This is a genomic window from Microcoleus sp. Pol12B4, from assembly GCF_036701385.1.
Taxonomy (GTDB): domain Bacteria; phylum Cyanobacteriota; class Cyanobacteriia; order Cyanobacteriales; family Microcoleaceae; genus Microcoleus.
Genome location: NZ_JAUBQR010000155.1, coordinates 1 through 16074 on the forward strand (window position 1 = coordinate 1; position 16074 = coordinate 16074).

Sequence of the window (16074 nt, forward strand, 5' to 3'; positions counted from 1 at the left end):
ACGCTTCGATCGCGCACCATGCAACAAGCTAGTAGATCCAATCTTTTCGCCAAACCTCAAACGAGGAGATTCTCAAATGCCATTGGCTGAACTAATGTCACAGATCCAGGAACTTTCAAAAATTGACAAGCTTCGGCTGATGCAGTTTCTGGCAACAGAACTGGTCAAAGAAGAAGATGCAACAAACTTTTTTGTTGCCGATCGAGAGTATCCGGTCTGGTCGCCTTACAATTGCTCTGAGGCTGCCAATGTTTTAATGAATCTTCTGACGACAAAACAACAAGAACAGAATGATTGACGCTCAGAGATTTCCCTACAAAATCATTGACAGCAGTCTTGGCATGGTCGATCGAATGCCGTATCTACCATTGACACTCAGCCTGAACGGTCAATCCTTGAACGCTGAGGGCTTATTAGATACAGGCGCAAGCGTTAATGTTTTGCCCTACGAGTTAGGGCTACAACTGGGCTTAGTCTGGGAAAATGAGACACTCTCAATCGTGTTGGCTGGGAATTTGGCTCGATTTGAAGCCCGCGCAGTCGTTGTTAATGCTCGAGTTAGTTCATTCCCAACGCTTAACCTGGCATTTGCCTGGACACAAGCAACCAATGTACCTTTGATTTTGGGGCAAGCTAATTTCTTCTTCGAGTTTGATGTCTGTTTCTTCCGGGCACGTTCAGAATTTGAAATCCGTCCTAAGCAGAGTGAATAGAAATGAAGACACTCTAACTATACCGTTATCTCGTAAACGCTGTCTGACTTTGGAGATGGTTCGGAAGCTCGATCGAGAATTAAGGATTCCGGTGGATAAATGTCGCCCTACATTACCAACACTAATTGCTGCTTTATTCTACGATTTATCAACAGATAAAGAAATCAAAATCCCTTCAATCGGTGAAAAACGGGAACGGGAATTGCGATCTCCTACAGCTAGGACTTGATATGATATCTACGCGCAAGCCAACTGGTTGAGCCAACAATCCCCGTACCTTGATAGCCGGGGAGTGTCAACAACAACTATCAAGGCAACTCAACCGAACTCGGTTTAGCAATGTGAGGCAAGCCCCAGCCCAATTTTTCCCGCAAAATGTGGAAAAACTCAAAAGATTGCACTCGAATAAACCGGGCTTGGTACGGAGCTCGCTCGACTTGCACCCAATCTTCGGGCAGAACATAACATCCGCCATTGCCGTCTACCACCATTACCAGGCGGTTCGGACTCGCCGGCAAAATCTTGACCGGCTCGGTGTTGGAAAACACCAAAGCCCGCGAAGCCATTGAATGCGGACAAATAGGCAGCAACTGCAACACCGGCACTCCGGGAATGATCACAGGGCCGCCTGCAGAAAGGGCGTAAGCTGTAGATCCTGTCGGAGTTGCGATGATGACTCCATCTGCGGCAATGTCAATAGAGGCGTGCTGACCGATCGCCACTTCAAAATGACACATACAAGTCAGCGGTTCCCGGTGCAGCACCATTTCATTGAGACAAAGGGCTTCCCAGAGGCAGTCGTTTTCTCGAAACAGCCGCACCGCCAGCATCGATCTTTCTTCTATTTCGTATTCTCCGGCGATTACCTTTTCCAAAGCTTGCGGCAGCAAGTTCAGGTAAGTTTCTGTTAAAAAGCCCATGTGACCGGTATTGACAGTCAACAGCGGCACTCCAATCGGAGCGACTTGGCGAAATGCCGACAGCACCGTACCGTCGCCGCCCAAAACCACTGCAAACTCCATGTCGCTGTCAAAACCGGGGGGGACGAGTTGTTCGATCGGATTGTGGCACATGGGGCGATCGGGGCTAGAATAGCCCAGAATTCCTCCGGAACCAGAAACCGAGCAAACCTCCCAGCCGCGGGCAGTCAGCTTGTCTTCCAACTCTGCGGCGATGCGACAAGCCACAGGTTTAACGTCGTTGTATATAATCCCAGCTTTCGGCACTTTAAAATGTAAAGGGCATTTTTTGTTTACTCCGTTTTTTAGTTTTAAGCTGCTCGTACTCTATTTCCTTGAGCTTCTTCATAATCAGATTAAAGTATTCTTCCAGATAAGACTCCAAAGTAGTAGTTTCTTTGGGGTCGATTCCGAAGACACTGTAAACATCATCCATCGGAGCTTTCAAGGGTTTTCCGGCGGCCAAAACTTCTGAAAAAGCCAATCTGTCAGCTACGTTCCAACTCCACTGAAAGAAAGTAGCTAATTTACGAGTAGCCTGCAACAAGACGTCTGGGGTGCGCGTAATTTTGGCTTCTTTCCCTGACAGCCGTTCGCACAACCGCACGATTTCGTCAGCATCCCAAGCGCGATTTCCCACCACCGGAAAGCTCTTTTTCTCGGTTTCAGGAACGGAAAGGGCCCGGACGGCAAATTTAGCAACATCCTGAGTGTTCATGTAGGCAAGGGCGGATGGCTTGTTGGGCAGCCAGACTGCCTGATTGTCCAAAATCGGCATTGCATACAGGCTCAGCAGTCCTTGCAAAAAGCCGCAAGGTCTCAAGATTGTGTAGTCTAGACCGGATTCTGCTAAGAACAATTCGGTACAGCGCTTGATTTCCAACAAGGGGACTTGGGGATATTTCTCAGCGTCGAGAAAGGAAAAGAATATGTAACGCTTGATGCCTGCTGCTGCTGCTGCTTGGATCAGCGATACTTTTCCGTCCCAGTCTACTCTTTTGATGCTGACAGAATCGGCTGCACTGGCTGTTGCTGCATCGATAATAGCACTGACACCTTCTAGGGCCGGAGGCAGACTGTCTGGCTGGCAAAGGTTCCCCGGTACGAGTTCAGCGCCCCATTCTTTCAAAAATGCAGCTTTTCTGTAACTTCTGACTAAACAGCGCACCTGGTAGCCCTCGTCTAGGGCGCGGCGGGCTATTTGGCGGCCGAGAGTGCCGGTGGCACCTAAAATCAATAAAGTCATCTAGGGATTAATTATGAATCTTAAACTTTCAATAAGATGGTATCAGGTTTTTGTTAAGTTTTTTATAAAAACTTAACAAAAACCTGAATTTTTCTCATTTTAGGCTTGAGATATTCGCCAGAAGGCTTGCTTTCGGCAGCAAGTAGACTCTAGAAGGCAGAAGGTATAAGGCTTCTGAAGGATTTGTTGAAAAAACTTATTCTTCGCCGCCTTGCAATTTGAGCAGGAGGAAGCCTCCACCTATACCCACGAAAATTAGGGAAAAGGACAAAAAGGCTGCATTGAAAATTTCAGGATTCATGGTTTTATCTGTCCAATTGGGCGATCGCATTAAATAAAGATAATATAATTTGGGGCAAGCAGGTACATGAATGCTAAAATTTCAGTGCCGAAATTCCTGTAATTTTGTTGGAGAAAACTGCCTTGAGTCTCGATCGGGAATCAAAACTAGCTGTAACTCTGGGAGATCCGGCGGGAATTGGCCCGGAAGTTATTCTCAAGGCATTGGCAGATCCCGCTGCTGCTTGGAGGGTAACGGTTATAGGCTCTAGGAGAGTTTTGCAGCAAACTTACGATAAGTTGCGATCGAGCAATCCCGCAGCACAAGCGGCAAATCCCGAAACATTAAATATTATTAATATTGAACCAGACAACAAGTGGGGCGAAATAGTCCCCGGTGTCGGGAGTGCAGCTAGCGGGGCGGCTAGCTTTGCTTACATGGAAAGCGCGATCGCCCGTACCATCGCCGGCGAATTCTCCGCCCTCGTGACAGGCCCGATTTCCAAAACTTGCTGGCAGGCGGCCGGTTACAATTATCCCGGACAAACAGAACTCCTCGCAGAAAGAGCGAAATCGCAGCGGTTCGGAATGCTGTTTGCCGCCACATCTCCACACAGTGGCTGGACGCTGGTAACTTTACTGGCTACTACACATATTTCCCTGCGTCAAGTCCCAGATGCGTTGAGTCCAGAATTATTGAGCGAAAAACTAGAATTGCTGGTAGAGTGTTTGCGGGAAGATTTTGGGCTAGAAAGACCGAAAATTGCGATTTCTGGCTTAAATCCTCACAGCGGCGAAAATGGCAAGCTAGGAAATGAAGAGCAAGACTGGATGATACCTTGGTTGGAAACGCAGCGCGATCGGTTTCCTCAAGTGCAGTTAGACGGGCCAGTCCCCCCCGATACCCTGTGGGTAAAACCGGCTAAAGTTTGGTACGGTTTAGCCACAGAAGCTCACGACGGTTACTTGGCAATGTACCACGACCAGGGGTTGATTCCAGTAAAATTGATGGCTTTCGATAAAGCAGTCAACACTACAATTGGCTTGCCTTTTGTCCGCACATCTCCGGATCACGGCACAGCTTTTGATATTGTAGGTCAAGGCATTGCAGATGCCTCCAGCATGAAAGCAGCATTGCAGTTGGCAGGCCAGTTGGCTAGTCGCAGAACAGCAGCTAAAATAGGGCGATAGCTTTAGTACGCCTGACGCTGGGAAAAATTGTGTCATTCCTATTGATTGTCGCTGGGGTGAGGCGGCAAGCAAGCTGGTAATTTTCTTCGACCGATAAAAATCACGTTTGGGTAGCGCAGTATGGCAGAATCTAATGATAATTCAAACAAAATATATCAGTCAGAAAAAGATATTTCTGATGCAACTATGGCAAGTTCTAAAGCTGGAGAGCAACTTCAGGAATTGCTAACCATACTGACTGAATTTCACTTATTGAAAAAATCCAAAAAAGAACCAAGCGAGCTGAAATTACCGCTTTCGGAAAAGTCGGTTCAGCGATTAGAGGATGAGGAAAATCGGCGCAAACAATTGTCTTTCCTGATCGAATCACCGAGTATTGTACCGGAAGTATTAAGTAACGATGAAGAGATCCCATCTCAAAGACGAGAAAACAATAATGAGGAAGCCGATTTATCTACAGCCGGGAAAGTAGCTAAAAAAACTCGGCCGTCGGAGGAAGAATTAGAACAAGCCGTAGAGGAGTTTAAGCGATTGCAACAACTACTGTTTGAAAGGGATTTACCGGAATTTTACAGTAATGTTTTGAGCGTGGAACAAAGATTAGAACATTTTGAGAAGCTGATGTCTGAGCCCGAAGAGTTGATGATTTTGCTGAGGCCGTTAATTCCTGAGTTAGTGAGAGAAGAATTAGAGGAGTTGAAGTCGGAAGTAAAAAAGGCGAGCGAACTCGCGAGCAATAATAAAATTAATCGGATCGAGTTGGAGGCAAAATTAGCAGATTGGGAAAATCAAATTGCTAACTTGAACCAGCAGCCACTGCCGAATACAGAACACTTAATCAAACGGCTGATGCCAGTGGTGGGCGATCTGCTCAACCGTAAGGTAGAGGAGTCTAAGTTAGAGGTAGCTTCGGCGATCGCACCGACAGTCAATCAAGTAATTCACAATCAAAACGGACTGGAAGAACACGTAGTAAGAATTGAAGATAGAGTTGCAAATATTCAGCAGCGTTACCAGCAGCAACCGGAAGATTTAATCAAGCAGCTAGTACCAGTAGTTAGCGATTTGCTGAACCGTAAAATTAGTGAATTAAAATTAGAGGTTGTAGAAGCTGTTGCCCCCTCAGTACAGGTAAGAATAGCTTGGGTAGAAATAGAAGAAAAAGTATTGAGCATCATCGAGCGCCGACTGGCTACGCAACAGTCGCCAACTCAGAAGCCTGAAGAGATAATGGCGATGCTAATGCCGGCAATAACTGATTTGCTGAATCAGAAAATCGATGAATCAAAATTACAAGTAGCAGCGACGATCCAACCTTTGATAGAATCAGCAATTCTTCAAAGGGAAGTTCAAGGAAAATTGAGCGACGTAGAAAGTAGACTAAATAATCTTCAGCGACAGCAAAAAACTCAGCCGGAAGATATAATGGCAAGGTTAATGCCGTTAATGATTGAGTCGCTGAACCGGAAAATCGAGGAGACAAAGTTAGAGGTGAAAGAGGCGATCGCGCCCGGTGTCAACACGGCTATTCAAAACAGCGGTATTGCAGCACAAATATTAAATAATGAAAGTAAGATTGTAGAAGTTCAGCAGCAAGTTTTAGCCGAGATAGAAGGGTTAATGGCAAGAATAATGCCAGTGATTGTAGAAATGCTGTCTCGAAACATCGGGGAAGCAAAGCTAGACATAGAATCTGCGATCGCCCCCGCTGTCGATGCCATCATTCAGAATAAAAGGATCGATCAAAGACTCGGGAAGCTCGAACAAAAAATTGTGGCGATCGAACACCGGATTTATGAATCCACAGACTTGTTTACAGATTTACTGAAACCTTTGATTGACGAGCTGATGGTTAGCCATCACGCTCAACTACAAAAGTCGGTCATCGAATCTATTTTACCATTGTTAGATGAAGTTGTAGGTTATAATTACAGACTCAACGATAAAGTAGGGGAACTAGATCGCAAAATTACTGATGCGGAATGGGGAGGCGATAGGGAAGAATTGCTCGCCAGAATTAAAATCATTTTTCCCGAAATGATGATCCAAACAATTAATGAGTCGAGAAAATCATTTGTCGAAACCATAGCTCCCATAATTGATGAAATAATTAATACCAAAAGCCGAGAAAATAGACAATCGATGGGAGTAGCCATATCGCCGGCTCTTCCTGTGGGAATTAGCCACAGAATGAGTGAATCGCCAGATGAAATTGCAATGGCGATCGCGCCGGAAATGGCCGCCGCTATCAAACAGCAAATTCATCTCAAGCGAGAAGCAATGTCGGATGCACTTTATCCGATCATCGGCAGCACGATTTTAAAATACATCGCCGAGATGATGCGGGAGATTAATGAAAAACTCGAAGCATCTTTAAGTCCCGAGAGAATTAGTCGCAAAATTAAAGCCAAATTACAGGGCATTTCTGAAGCAGAATTGCTGATGAAAGAAACAACACCACTGAGTGTTAAAGCTGTTTTTTTAATTCAAACACAATCGGGCTTAGTAATTTCAGCAGTGCAGAAGTCTGAACGCGAACAGCTAGAATCAGACATGGTAGCAGGGATGCTGACTGCTATTCGGGCTTTTGTCAACGATTGCATATCTCAGTCGGGAAATATTGCAGAGATTGATGCTATAGAATACGGCACATCTAAGATAGTATTGGAAGTAGCGGGTTCGTGTTATCTGGCAGTAGTTATACAAGGAGAAACCCGCCAATGGTTTAAGTACAAAATGCGAGCGATATTCAACAATATTGTTCAAGAATACGGGGATCAAATCCAGTCCTTCAACGGCGATCCAGCAACTGTACCACCAGAAGTAAACTCGAAATTGCAAAAATTAATCGATACAGAGGTAAAAGTTAAATCTTCTAAACTTCCCATTTTACCAATTATCGGTTTGGCAGCGTTAGGTTTAATTGGCGTACCTTGGGGAATTCATCAATACCGCAGCGGAGTTGAAGCGAGCTTAGAAGCAGATACGAATTTAGCTTTACAATCTGCTCCAGAGTTATCGGTTTATCGCCTCGTGGCAGATGTTAAAGATAAATTATTGGAGATTTCGGGACGAGTGCCGAATCAAAAGCTGCGCTCGAAAGCGGAAAAAATAGCTCAGCAAGCAGCTCCAAAATTAAGAATTGAAAATAAAATTATAGCTGTTGAAGTACCTCCCGATCCGGTTTTAGTAGAAGCCGATGTCAAGCGGACGGCAGCTCTTTTGAATAAAGTAGAAAGCATTGATATCTCAGCTCGCTATGCAGAGGGAAAAGTCGCTGTTGCAGGCAGCGTAAGCAAAGTGCCAGATGCTCAGAAAATAACTCAAGCTTTTGAGAAAATTCCGGGGGTGAAGTCTGTAACAAATACAGTGATAATAGGAACTCCACCGCGACCAAAGATAATAATGCCAGTTCGCGTGTATTTCGGTGCGGGTTCGGCAAGTTTGCAGGCGAAAGATGTAGCACAAAAGCTTAGCAAAGTCAAGGAATATATGGAGAAAAATCGCACGAAGAATTTAAGGATAGTTGGCTACAGCGATTTTAAAAGCACTCCGGTAGAAAATCAAAACTTGGCACTGGAAAGGGCGACAAATGTGAAAGGTATTTTGGTTAGACAAGGGATAAATGGCAACAGAATACAAGTTGCTTCTACTAAGGGTCGTCCCGAAGGTGTGGAGGCCAATCAGCCGCTGTGGCTGAGCAGATTGGTAGTATTTGAGGTGATAAATTAAAATAGGGAATTGGTAATTGGGAATTGGGCATCGGGCATCGGGCATCGGGCATTGTTAATTGGGAATTTTCCCTAATGACTATGACTAATGACTTCTTTCTCTTAATTTATAGTAACTGGCAAGAAGGTTAGGACATTTTTTAGGGCTGACAATATTGCTGTGACTCCATTTCCCTTCTTCCTTCTTCCTTCTTCCTTCTTCCTTCTTCCTTTTAAATTAATTGAACTCGCCCGGAGGTAAAGGCTTGTATTCGATCGCCCGCCAAGCATACTAACAAGCGGCCGCATCCATCAATGCCGGCAGCTTCTCCGCAGATGGTTTCCGACGCAAGTTCGATCGCCACCGGGCAGCCAATCAACGCATCGCGGCGGCGCAATTCCGGTAAAAGTAGCGCTAAACCGGACTTGGAGGCTGGCTTGTCTGTGGTGGAAAACATATCGGCTAGTTCGAGTAAATAGTGCCGCAGTCGATCGACCAAACACAGTTCATCTGGTACTGTACTAGCAATAGAATGCAAGCTTACCGCATTGCCGAGATCCCTTTCATCCAATCCCGCAGCCGCGAAATCTACGCAGCGGTTGAGTCCAATTCCCACAACCGCGCGAGTTTTACCAAAAACATTGCCGGAAGTAGCTTCGCAGAGAATTCCCGCTAATTTGTGGCGATCGATCCAGACATCGTTTGGCCATTTCAGGCGCAGCATATCGCGACAGTCGGGAACCAAATCTTCGATCGCGTAAATCACGGCTAAACCTGCTGCTAAACTGAGCCCCGGCAACAGAGTGGGATTGAGGTTTTCGAGTACAAAACTAACAGTCAAGACACCGGTTGGGGCGTGCCAGGTGCGCCCGTGTTGGCCGCGCCCGCTGGTCTGTCGCCTAGTAAATACTGCATCTCCGTGGTGGAGTTGGGCCGCGCGGGCGATCGCCCAACTGTTGGTACTCGGACAGGTATCTAACGAGTGTAGCCAGTGATGGAGGTTTGGGCTATCGGCTTCTGGCAATGCGGGCACGGGAGTTAACGGCAATTCAGACAAGGTTTTATTTGTAGTATTTGATATCTAAAAGCTGATTATCGCAGGGCGATTAATCTTTTGTGCGAGTTTGGGCGATGGCGTCCTGCCCCGCAAGCTACGACATTTTCGTCAGTGTTAATTCTTGCGGTTGCGATCGAAGTTTTCTATAAATATGTCTCAGCGGCGATTGACTGTGCAGGCGTGGGGTATTCCGCCTCCCGATCATCGAGAATTGCCAGCGACTCCACCACAGTCAAGTCTTCATCCACTAAAACCGGTATGCGGTGGAACAGGTTAATTGCCAGAAAATCCGGCCAAAATTGGTCGCCGTCGAGGTTAAGTGCGATCGGCTCAAACGCAATCTGCCTTTCCAGAAGTGCCACCTCGCGCGACGGCGAGAATTTAGAGAAATTCTAGTGTAGTACAACTTCAGCATCGGATTCAACTAACGCCACACTACCTGTTCAGCAGCCAAATGTTTGATTTATAAGGGGTTTAGCAAAAAGCAGCGTCTCATTTTTCCCGCTTCGCAGCAACTTTAAAAAAAAGTTGTATTACCCCCTTGACAGTCTTGTATTATGCAATGTAGTATAAATGTATGGCGAAGGGGAAAGAGATTCAAAGCCTTACCCCACAAGCAATATGAACCTTGACAACTGAATAGGAAGTTAATCTTGTCACATAATTGTGGACATTGGCGGTGTAGACTCCGGCAACAAAAGCCCGATCGGGTTGTAGTACGCGGAATCAACCGCCACCCCGTCCCAACTTGAGTAATTCAAGGACAGAATATTGTTCATTTTCGCGGGGGTATAGCTCAACCGGTCAGAGCAGTCGCCTGTCGAGCGAAAGGTTGCGAGTTCAAGTCTCGTTACTCCCGTCAAAGTCCCGTAGGCAAAAGTCAAGCCGTCTCCCCCTCAAGGAGAAGATTGCGAGTGCAAACCTCGTCGGGACTCCCAGGTTAGGTGGCCGAGTGGTTGAAGGCGTCGGTCTGCAAAACCGAATTGCGCGGGTTCAAATCCCGCCCTAACCTCTGTTCCCAATCAGAAATTAAAAATTAGAAATTAAAAGATTAAACTAACAGTCTTTTAATTAATTTTTTTAACTGTGAAAAGGAACGAAGCGAAAGTGACATTGCAGCGTAGCTTAATGGTAAAGCGCCAAGTTCATACCTTGGTCAATGCAGGTTCAAATCCCGCCGCTGCGACCACAAGCAGGGATGGTGTAACTGGCAACACTCTGGTCTCCAAAACCAGCATTCTGAGTTCAAATCTCAGTTCCTGTGCCAATTTATAGTGCTGTAGGCAAATGGTTTAAGCCGCTTGGTTTTCACCCAAGTGATTGCGGGTTCAACTCCCGTCAGCACTTCCAAAAGTTCTGGGTCGGCCCTCCTATTGGCGTGGGTAGCTGTCTGTAAAACAGTAGCTTAAAGCGTTGCTGGTTCAATTCCAGCCCGACCCATTTGTAACTGCATTTAATATGCATTTGCAATCTTGAGAACGTGGTGTAACTGGATAACATCTCAGTTAATAAAACTGAAGACTGAGGGTTCAAATCCCTCCGTTCTCGCTCGCTGAGGAGAGGTGGCCGAGAGGCTTAAGGCACCTGTTTGCTAAACAGAATCGGGTAAAACCGACGCAGGTTCAAATCCTGTCCTCTCCGTTGAAATTTCCCCCCATAGCTCAGTTGGTAGAGCGCTTGTCTGAAGAACAAGAGGTCGTCAGTTCGATACTGACTTGGGGGATTGCGTTGCCTTATAGCTCAATGGTAGAGCAAGCGGTTGTTAACCGCTAGGTTGTAGGTTCGAGTCCTACTGGGGCAGCCATTTTTTAAATTGCCGGGTAGACAAATTGGTAAAGTCGCCTATCTCTGAAATAGGAGTTTCTGTAGGTTCAAAGCCTACCCCGGCACCCAATTATTGGGAAGTCGCCTAATCGGTATGGCACCGCTCTTTGAAAGCGGCAAAATGCAGGTTCGATCCCTGCCTTCCCAGTTCTGCTATTACCAAAGCAGATAAATTACACTCCTGTAGCCCAATTGGCAGAGGCCGCAGTTTCAAAAATTGTGTTGTGTGAGTTCAAATCTCGCCAGGAGTACCAAATTTTCAACTAAGTTTTTACTTGCTCCTGTGGCGGAATTGGCAGACGCGGCAGACTTAAAATCTGTTTTATTTTGAGTGTGAGTTCGAGTCTCACTAGGAGCATGAACGGGATGTAATTCAGCTGCCAGAAGCCATGCTTTGGGAGCATGGAGTCGTTGGTTCAAATCCAACCATCCCGACTTTACCCCTGTGATGTAATTGGAAAACATCACTCGCTCAGAACGAGTGTTTTTTGCAGGTTCGAGGCCTGTCAGGGGTATGAGGTTTTATTCAATCTCAAATCTCAAATCTCAAATCGGTTTTACCCCTGTAGCCCAATCGGTAGAGGCGCTAGATTTAGGATCTAGTTAGTGCTGGTTCGATGCCAGTCAGGGGTATTTGGTGACATCGCGGGTGAAGTAGCCTGGGTAGGCTTGGAGGTCTCATAAGCCTCTTAATAGCAGGTTCAACTCCTGCCCCCGCCACCAAAATGCAGGTGTGATGTAATTGGCAACATGAGGCTTTTGTAAAGCTTTCTTGCCAGTTCAAATCTCGCCATCTGCTTGGCGCGCTGGTGTAGCTCAATTAGGCAGAGCAACTGATTTGTAATCAGTCGGTTGTAGGTTCAATTCCTATCACCAGCCCCACAATTGCGGATATGGTGTAACGGTAGCATTCGAGTCTTCCAAACTCTAGGCACGAGTTCGAGCCTCGTTATCCGCTTGGTTAAACGAGAGGTTTTTTCAATCGAAAATCTCAAATTTCAAATCACAAATCGGTTTGCGGGTGTGATGTAAAGGCTAGCATCTGAGTATGCCATTCTCAGCGCATGGGTTCGAGTCCCATCATCCGCTTTTGTAGTCCTGTAGCTCAACGGTAGAGCGTTTGCCTTACAAGCAAGATGTTGCAGGTTCAAATCCTGTCAGGACTACCAATATGGGAGTGTAGCTCAATGGATAGAGCGCCGCGCTTCGGACGCGGATGTTGTGGGTTCAAGTCCTGCCACTCTCGTTGTTTTTGCTTTAATTTAAGGAGGTTGATTCCATTGAATGGATAATTTTTTATATGAAGAGCGATCGCCCTTTGCGTGTCCCAATCTTTGGAGCCTACATACTTTAGTACGAGAGGAAAGGTAACGCTGTCAAAGTCAGCGGGCGTTTGAGAACGAGGAGTGCCATGAACCCGGCAGGTTGGCTTAAAGGTAGCCATCCTTTAAAGAGTGTGTAATAACTCATCGGCGGAGTCCCTCTAGTAACTGAGAAAACGCAATGCTCTGATAACTTGCACGTCAAAGTGCGATCGCACAAATCAACAAAAAATACGGGAGTGTAACTCAACTGGATAGAGTGTCGAGCTTCTACCTCGAATGTTGTAGGTTCAAGTCCTACCGCTCCTGCTCCCTGGGGTTCGTAGCTTAATTGGTAAAGCATCTAACTGGCTGTTAGAAAGATATCGGTTCAAATCCGATCGCAATCCACCACACCAATTTTAGATTTTAGATTTACTCGACAGGTGAATCTTTTACCCGGGGTCATAGCTCAATTGGTAGAGCGCTTGCTTTGCACGCAAGAGGTTAGGAGTTCGATTCTCCTTGATTCCACTGTGGTGTCTGAAGTCGAAGCGGTCGAGACGCTAGCCCGTGAAGCTAGTTATTAGCGGGTTCAAGCCCCGTCAGACACCCCTTGGAAGATGCCGCTAAATGGCTGGCAACCAGTCTTGAAAACTGGGGTACAGATAACTGTAAGGATTCGATTCCTTCATCTTCCTTTTAACCACCGGAAGTCGAAAAGCGAGACACCGTGCTGATAACGCGGGGATAGGAGGGGCAGTACCTCCTCGGTGGATTAATTATGATTTTATATATAAATAAGGGAGAATTATGGTTAATTTTTTCACGAGATTTGCTATCCTAGACTGAGCAAAATTATGGGGAGGTCGCCTAAGTGGAATGGCACCGTAAAAACTTTGGAAAAGCGGCTCCCAAAAGGACGATCGGGTTTGTTGAGTAGGGTAAAAAGTTGCTTCGCGACGTTCCCGGAAAACGCAAACTGGCAGCGGGTTGCGGAGGCACTGAAAGGAATTAACAGTCCGAGATGGGGGCCGTTCTCATCTGCTTGCGGGCAGTAAGGAAGCGCGTTTCCTGAAAGTTGCTGTCGATCGATGCGGGTTCGAGTCCCGTCCTCTCCATTTATTGTCTTTAACATTTTAACAAAAGAAAGGTTAAATATGAGAAAAGTAAAATATTACGTTGCTTGCACACTTGACGGTTTTATTGCTCGCGAAGATGGCTCATTTGATTGTTTTCCTATGGAAGGGGAGCATTTCGCTGATTTGTTCGATTCCTTTCCTGAAACTTTTCCGGCTCACTTTCAGGAAGCACGAGGCATTCGTGCAGAGAACAAGCAGTTTGATGCGGTTTTGATGGGACGGAAAACCTATGAGGTAGGGCTAAATGTTGGTGTAACTAATCCTTATCCCAGCTTGAAGCAGTATGTTTTTTCGCGCACTATGGAAGCCAGTCCCGATGAGAATATTCAACTTGTTTCGCACAATCCTGTTGAAGTGGTTAAGCAATTGAAAAAAGAAACGGGTAAAGACATCTGGCTCTGCGGTGGTGGCGCTTTAGCAGCAACTCTTTTTTCTGAGATTGACGAGATGATTGTGAAGTTGAATCCGCTAGTTATCGGATCTGGAATTCCTCTTTTTTCCGGTGCAGTCGCTCCGACAAACTTGGAACTTGCCGATCGCAAAATCTATAGCAACGGTTTCATGTTGCTTCATTATCGAGTGAAGCATTAGCAATCAGGACTTTATTCGTGGGAATTGCTGCGGGCAATAAACGAGTGAAGTCCTTACTACAAAATGATTTTATAGCACTTACACAAAAGCTGAGACTTTATGGGTGGTTAGCAAAGCGGTTATGCACCCGGCTTTTAACCGGTACCAGATAGGTTCAACTCCTATACCACCCACTCTCAATATATCTGCGTTAATCAGTGTTTATCTGCGGTTAAAAATCAAAAACTTGGAAAGTGCGGCTGTGTGGATGGCAACTGGTTTGGAATATCAGGGTGGAGCGAAAGCTGTGGAGGTTCGACTCCTCCACTTTTCGTTTTAATCATTAGCGAGCGATCCTTACTCATTAAGAAGAGGCTAAGGACTAAAAACTAATGATTGAAAACAAACAACAATTCTAAAAGGAGAATCAAATGTAATGTCACGCACTAAATTTGAACGGAACAAACCCCACGTAAATGTCGGTACGATCGGTCACGTTGACCACGGCAAAACAACCCTAACAGCGGCAATTACAATGACGCTGGCTGCACAGGGTCGGGCCAAGGCTAAAAAGTACGATGAAATCGATGCTGCACCGGAAGAAAAACAACGGGGAATCACGATTAATACGGCTCACGTTGAGTATGAAACTGGCGATCGCCATTATGCTCACGTTGATTGTCCGGGTCACGCTGATTACGTGAAAAACATGATCGTGGGTGCCGCTCAAATGGATGGTGCAATCCTCGTCGTGTCGGCGGCAGATGGTTCGATGCCTCAAACTCGCGAACATATCTTGTTAGCGCGGCAAGTGGGTGTGCCGAAGTTGGTTGTCTTTTTGAATAAAAAAGATATGGTGGATGATGCGGAAATTTTGGAGTTAGTCGAGTTAGAAATTCGCGAACTTCTCAGTTCTTACGGTTTCCCGGGCGATGATATTCCAATTGTCGGAGGTTCGGCACTGAAAGCGCTGGAAAAGATGACTGCTAATCCGAAAATACACCGCGGCGAGGATGAGTGGGTTGATGGCATTTACAATTTGATGGATGCGGTAGATGACTGGATTTCTACGCCCGATCGCGATATTGACAAACCTTTTCTGATGGCTGTTGAAGATGTGTTCTCGATCAAAGGTCGGGGAACTGTTGCAACTGGCAAAATCGAGCGGGGTAAAATCAAAGTCGGCGATACTGTGGAATTGGTGGGAATCCAAAACACTCGCACGATAACTGTTATCGGCGTTGAAATGTTCCAGCAACTTCTGGATGAAGGAATGGCTGGAGATAATGTCGGTTTGTTGCTTCGCGGCATCCAAAAAGACGAAATTGAACGGGGGATGGTGCTTGCGAAACCCGGTTCAATTCAACCTCATACTGAATTCGATTCTGAGGTTTACGTGCTGTCGGAAAAAGAAGGCGGCCGCCGGACTCCTTTCTTTGCAGGATATCGCCCTCAATTCTTCGTGCGGACAACGGATGTTACAGGTACGATCGCATCTTTTACGGCTGATGACGGCAGCGCGATCAAAATGGTAGTTCCGGGCGATCGGGTTAATATGACTGTGAAGTTGTTGCAGCCGATCGCGATCGAACAAAATATGCGTTTTGCCATCCGCGAAGGCAATCGTACTGTCGGTGCCGGTGTCGTCTCCCGAATTCTGAAGTAGACACTTTCGGAACCAATTAGAATCAGTAGGGTGTGCCAAAGTCCACCTTACTGATTAATTCACAGCAAGTTTTTCTGTGTGGATGCAATAGGCGCCAAGATGGAGTCAAGCGAATTGTCTAGATTGGAGATGGCCAAGTATCAAATTTGGTTCGATGGTCTGCCGCACGTTTTGCACAAATCTGGGGAGGTTCTTGAGGTTGATCGCCCTTAAATGAAATGTGGAATCAGGGCGCTCAAACTTAAATTAAATATTGGAGTAAGGGCGATCGCCACAATTTTTTACAAAAATAGTTGATTTTTCAGAACGGTTGTGTTATACTAGCTTAGATGCGGGAGTATAGCTCAGTTGGTTAGAGCAGGTGACTCTTAATCTCAAGGTCGAAGGTTCAAGTCCTTCTACTCCCATCCCAAAT

13 protein-coding genes and 29 tRNA genes are annotated in these 16074 nt (G+C 46.1%); 36 read left to right on the plus strand and 6 right to left on the minus strand.

Features of this window, described 5'->3' with window-relative positions; genetic code table 11:
* The 3 genes from QUA38_RS19885 to QUA38_RS19895 all read left to right on the plus strand — a co-directional run.
* On the plus strand, positions 1–298 hold a 298-nt coding region (locus tag QUA38_RS19885), incomplete at its 5' end, for a hypothetical protein (protein ID WP_333164793.1).
* The gene (locus QUA38_RS19890; RefSeq protein WP_265238040.1) at positions 291–713 is read left to right on the plus strand and encodes a retroviral-like aspartic protease family protein; all 423 of its coding nucleotides are present in this window, start codon (positions 291–293) and stop codon (positions 711–713) included. The genes QUA38_RS19885 and QUA38_RS19890, both read left to right, overlap by 8 nt.
* The gene (locus tag QUA38_RS19895; protein WP_333164795.1) at positions 706–942 is read left to right on the plus strand and encodes a hypothetical protein; all 237 of its coding nucleotides are present in this window, start codon (positions 706–708) and stop codon (positions 940–942) included. Before QUA38_RS19890 ends, QUA38_RS19895 begins: the two co-directional genes overlap by 8 nt.
* Positions 943–1021: 79 nt before the next feature.
* Here the strand turns inward: QUA38_RS19895 and QUA38_RS19900 are convergent, their stop codons facing one another.
* From QUA38_RS19900 to petM, 3 genes are all read right to left on the minus strand, one after another.
* On the minus strand, positions 1022–1939 hold the full coding sequence (locus QUA38_RS19900; RefSeq protein WP_333164797.1) for an NAD(+) kinase: 918 nt from the start codon (positions 1937–1939) through the stop codon (positions 1022–1024).
* Position 1940: 1 nt separating this feature from the next.
* Positions 1941–2918, minus strand: coding sequence for an NmrA family NAD(P)-binding protein (locus tag QUA38_RS19905; protein WP_333101618.1), 978 nt, complete (start codon positions 2916–2918; stop codon positions 1941–1943).
* 196 nt (positions 2919–3114) lie between these two features.
* Complete coding sequence (gene petM, locus QUA38_RS19910) at positions 3115–3249, minus strand: cytochrome b6-f complex subunit PetM (RefSeq protein WP_445299354.1); 135 nt, start codon at positions 3247–3249, stop codon at positions 3115–3117.
* 74 nt (positions 3250–3323) lie between these two features.
* Here petM and pdxA point away from each other — a divergent pair, with 74 nt between their 5' ends.
* Both pdxA and QUA38_RS19920 read left to right on the plus strand, forming a co-directional pair.
* Positions 3324–4388: a 4-hydroxythreonine-4-phosphate dehydrogenase PdxA gene (gene pdxA / locus QUA38_RS19915; RefSeq protein ID WP_333164799.1), complete on the plus strand. Its 1065-nt coding sequence runs from the start codon at positions 3324–3326 to the stop codon at positions 4386–4388.
* A gap of 120 nt (positions 4389–4508) precedes the next feature.
* Entirely contained in the window at positions 4509–8120 is a 3612-nt protein-coding gene (locus QUA38_RS19920) for an OmpA family protein (protein ID WP_333164803.1), read from the plus strand.
* Positions 8121–8331: 211 nt separating this feature from the next.
* On the opposite strand, the gene QUA38_RS19925 is transcribed toward QUA38_RS19920, so the two are convergent.
* Both QUA38_RS19925 and QUA38_RS19930 read right to left on the minus strand, forming a co-directional pair.
* On the minus strand, positions 8332–9156 hold the full coding sequence (locus QUA38_RS19925) for a biotin--[acetyl-CoA-carboxylase] ligase (RefSeq protein ID WP_333164805.1): 825 nt from the start codon (positions 9154–9156) through the stop codon (positions 8332–8334).
* A gap of 143 nt (positions 9157–9299) precedes the next feature.
* Complete coding sequence (locus tag QUA38_RS19930; protein ID WP_333164806.1) at positions 9300–9518, minus strand: glutathione S-transferase N-terminal domain-containing protein; 219 nt, start codon at positions 9516–9518, stop codon at positions 9300–9302.
* A gap of 423 nt (positions 9519–9941) precedes the next feature.
* Between QUA38_RS19930 and QUA38_RS19935 the strand changes: the two genes are divergently transcribed.
* From QUA38_RS19935 to QUA38_RS20060, 26 genes are all read left to right on the plus strand, one after another.
* A tRNA-Asp gene (locus tag QUA38_RS19935) sits at positions 9942–10015 on the plus strand.
* A gap of 4 nt (positions 10016–10019) precedes the next feature.
* A tRNA-Glu gene (locus QUA38_RS19940) sits at positions 10020–10094 on the plus strand.
* A tRNA-Cys gene (locus tag QUA38_RS19945) sits at positions 10095–10168 on the plus strand.
* 102 nt (positions 10169–10270) lie between these two features.
* A tRNA-Met gene (locus QUA38_RS19950) sits at positions 10271–10345 on the plus strand.
* A 3-nt stretch (positions 10346–10348) separates the two neighbouring features.
* Positions 10349–10423 (plus strand) — tRNA-Trp (locus QUA38_RS19955).
* 6 nt (positions 10424–10429) lie between these two features.
* Positions 10430–10506: transfer RNA gene (locus tag QUA38_RS19960), tRNA-Glu, on the plus strand.
* An 8-nt stretch (positions 10507–10514) separates the two neighbouring features.
* A tRNA-Tyr gene (locus QUA38_RS19965) sits at positions 10515–10596 on the plus strand.
* A gap of 34 nt (positions 10597–10630) precedes the next feature.
* A tRNA-Tyr gene (locus QUA38_RS19970) sits at positions 10631–10704 on the plus strand.
* 8 nt (positions 10705–10712) lie between these two features.
* A tRNA-Ser gene (locus QUA38_RS19975) sits at positions 10713–10797 on the plus strand.
* Positions 10798–10806: 9 nt separating this feature from the next.
* A tRNA-Phe gene (locus tag QUA38_RS19980) sits at positions 10807–10879 on the plus strand.
* Between the two features lie 6 nt (positions 10880–10885).
* A tRNA-Asn gene (locus tag QUA38_RS19985) sits at positions 10886–10960 on the plus strand.
* 10 nt (positions 10961–10970) lie between these two features.
* Positions 10971–11049: transfer RNA gene (locus tag QUA38_RS19990), tRNA-Gln, on the plus strand.
* A gap of 5 nt (positions 11050–11054) precedes the next feature.
* Positions 11055–11128, plus strand: a tRNA-Gln gene (locus QUA38_RS19995).
* A gap of 29 nt (positions 11129–11157) precedes the next feature.
* Positions 11158–11234 (plus strand) — tRNA-Leu (locus QUA38_RS20000).
* A gap of 23 nt (positions 11235–11257) precedes the next feature.
* Positions 11258–11338: transfer RNA gene (locus tag QUA38_RS20005), tRNA-Leu, on the plus strand.
* Positions 11339–11342: 4 nt separating this feature from the next.
* Positions 11343–11415: transfer RNA gene (locus tag QUA38_RS20010), tRNA-Pro, on the plus strand.
* A 124-nt stretch (positions 11416–11539) separates the two neighbouring features.
* Positions 11540–11613 (plus strand) — tRNA-Leu (locus QUA38_RS20015).
* Between the two features lie 94 nt (positions 11614–11707).
* A tRNA-Thr gene (locus tag QUA38_RS20020) sits at positions 11708–11779 on the plus strand.
* 6 nt (positions 11780–11785) lie between these two features.
* Positions 11786–11862 (plus strand) — tRNA-Thr (locus tag QUA38_RS20025).
* 5 nt (positions 11863–11867) lie between these two features.
* Positions 11868–11938, plus strand: a tRNA-Gly gene (locus QUA38_RS20030).
* 136 nt (positions 11939–12074) lie between these two features.
* Positions 12075–12149, plus strand: a tRNA-Val gene (locus QUA38_RS20035).
* A 4-nt stretch (positions 12150–12153) separates the two neighbouring features.
* A tRNA-Arg gene (locus QUA38_RS20040) sits at positions 12154–12226 on the plus strand.
* Between the two features lie 311 nt (positions 12227–12537).
* Positions 12538–12611 (plus strand) — tRNA-Arg (locus QUA38_RS20045).
* Positions 12612–12618: 7 nt separating this feature from the next.
* Positions 12619–12695, plus strand: a tRNA-Ala gene (locus tag QUA38_RS20050).
* A 47-nt stretch (positions 12696–12742) separates the two neighbouring features.
* Positions 12743–12815, plus strand: a tRNA-Ala gene (locus tag QUA38_RS20055).
* Between the two features lie 5 nt (positions 12816–12820).
* Positions 12821–12895 (plus strand) — tRNA-His (locus QUA38_RS20060).
* Between the two features lie 224 nt (positions 12896–13119).
* On the opposite strand, the gene QUA38_RS20065 is transcribed toward QUA38_RS20060, so the two are convergent.
* A complete protein-coding gene (locus tag QUA38_RS20065) occupies positions 13120–13419 on the minus strand; it encodes a hypothetical protein (RefSeq protein WP_333164809.1) in 300 nt (99 codons plus the stop codon).
* A gap of 22 nt (positions 13420–13441) precedes the next feature.
* On the opposite strand from QUA38_RS20065, the gene QUA38_RS20070 reads away from it, so the two are divergent.
* The 5 genes from QUA38_RS20070 (at position 13442) to QUA38_RS20090 (ending at position 16066) form a co-directional block, all read left to right on the plus strand.
* Positions 13442–14014 (plus strand): dihydrofolate reductase family protein, encoded by a 573-nt coding sequence (locus tag QUA38_RS20070; protein WP_333164812.1) that lies wholly within the window; start codon positions 13442–13444, stop codon positions 14012–14014.
* A 101-nt stretch (positions 14015–14115) separates the two neighbouring features.
* Positions 14116–14187 (plus strand) — tRNA-Lys (locus tag QUA38_RS20075).
* A gap of 55 nt (positions 14188–14242) precedes the next feature.
* A tRNA-Ser gene (locus tag QUA38_RS20080) sits at positions 14243–14327 on the plus strand.
* A 102-nt stretch (positions 14328–14429) separates the two neighbouring features.
* Positions 14430–15659: an elongation factor Tu gene (gene tuf, locus QUA38_RS20085; RefSeq protein ID WP_333164814.1), complete on the plus strand. Its 1230-nt coding sequence runs from the start codon at positions 14430–14432 to the stop codon at positions 15657–15659.
* Between the two features lie 333 nt (positions 15660–15992).
* Positions 15993–16066, plus strand: a tRNA-Lys gene (locus tag QUA38_RS20090).
* Positions 16067–16074: the final 8 nt, after the last annotated feature.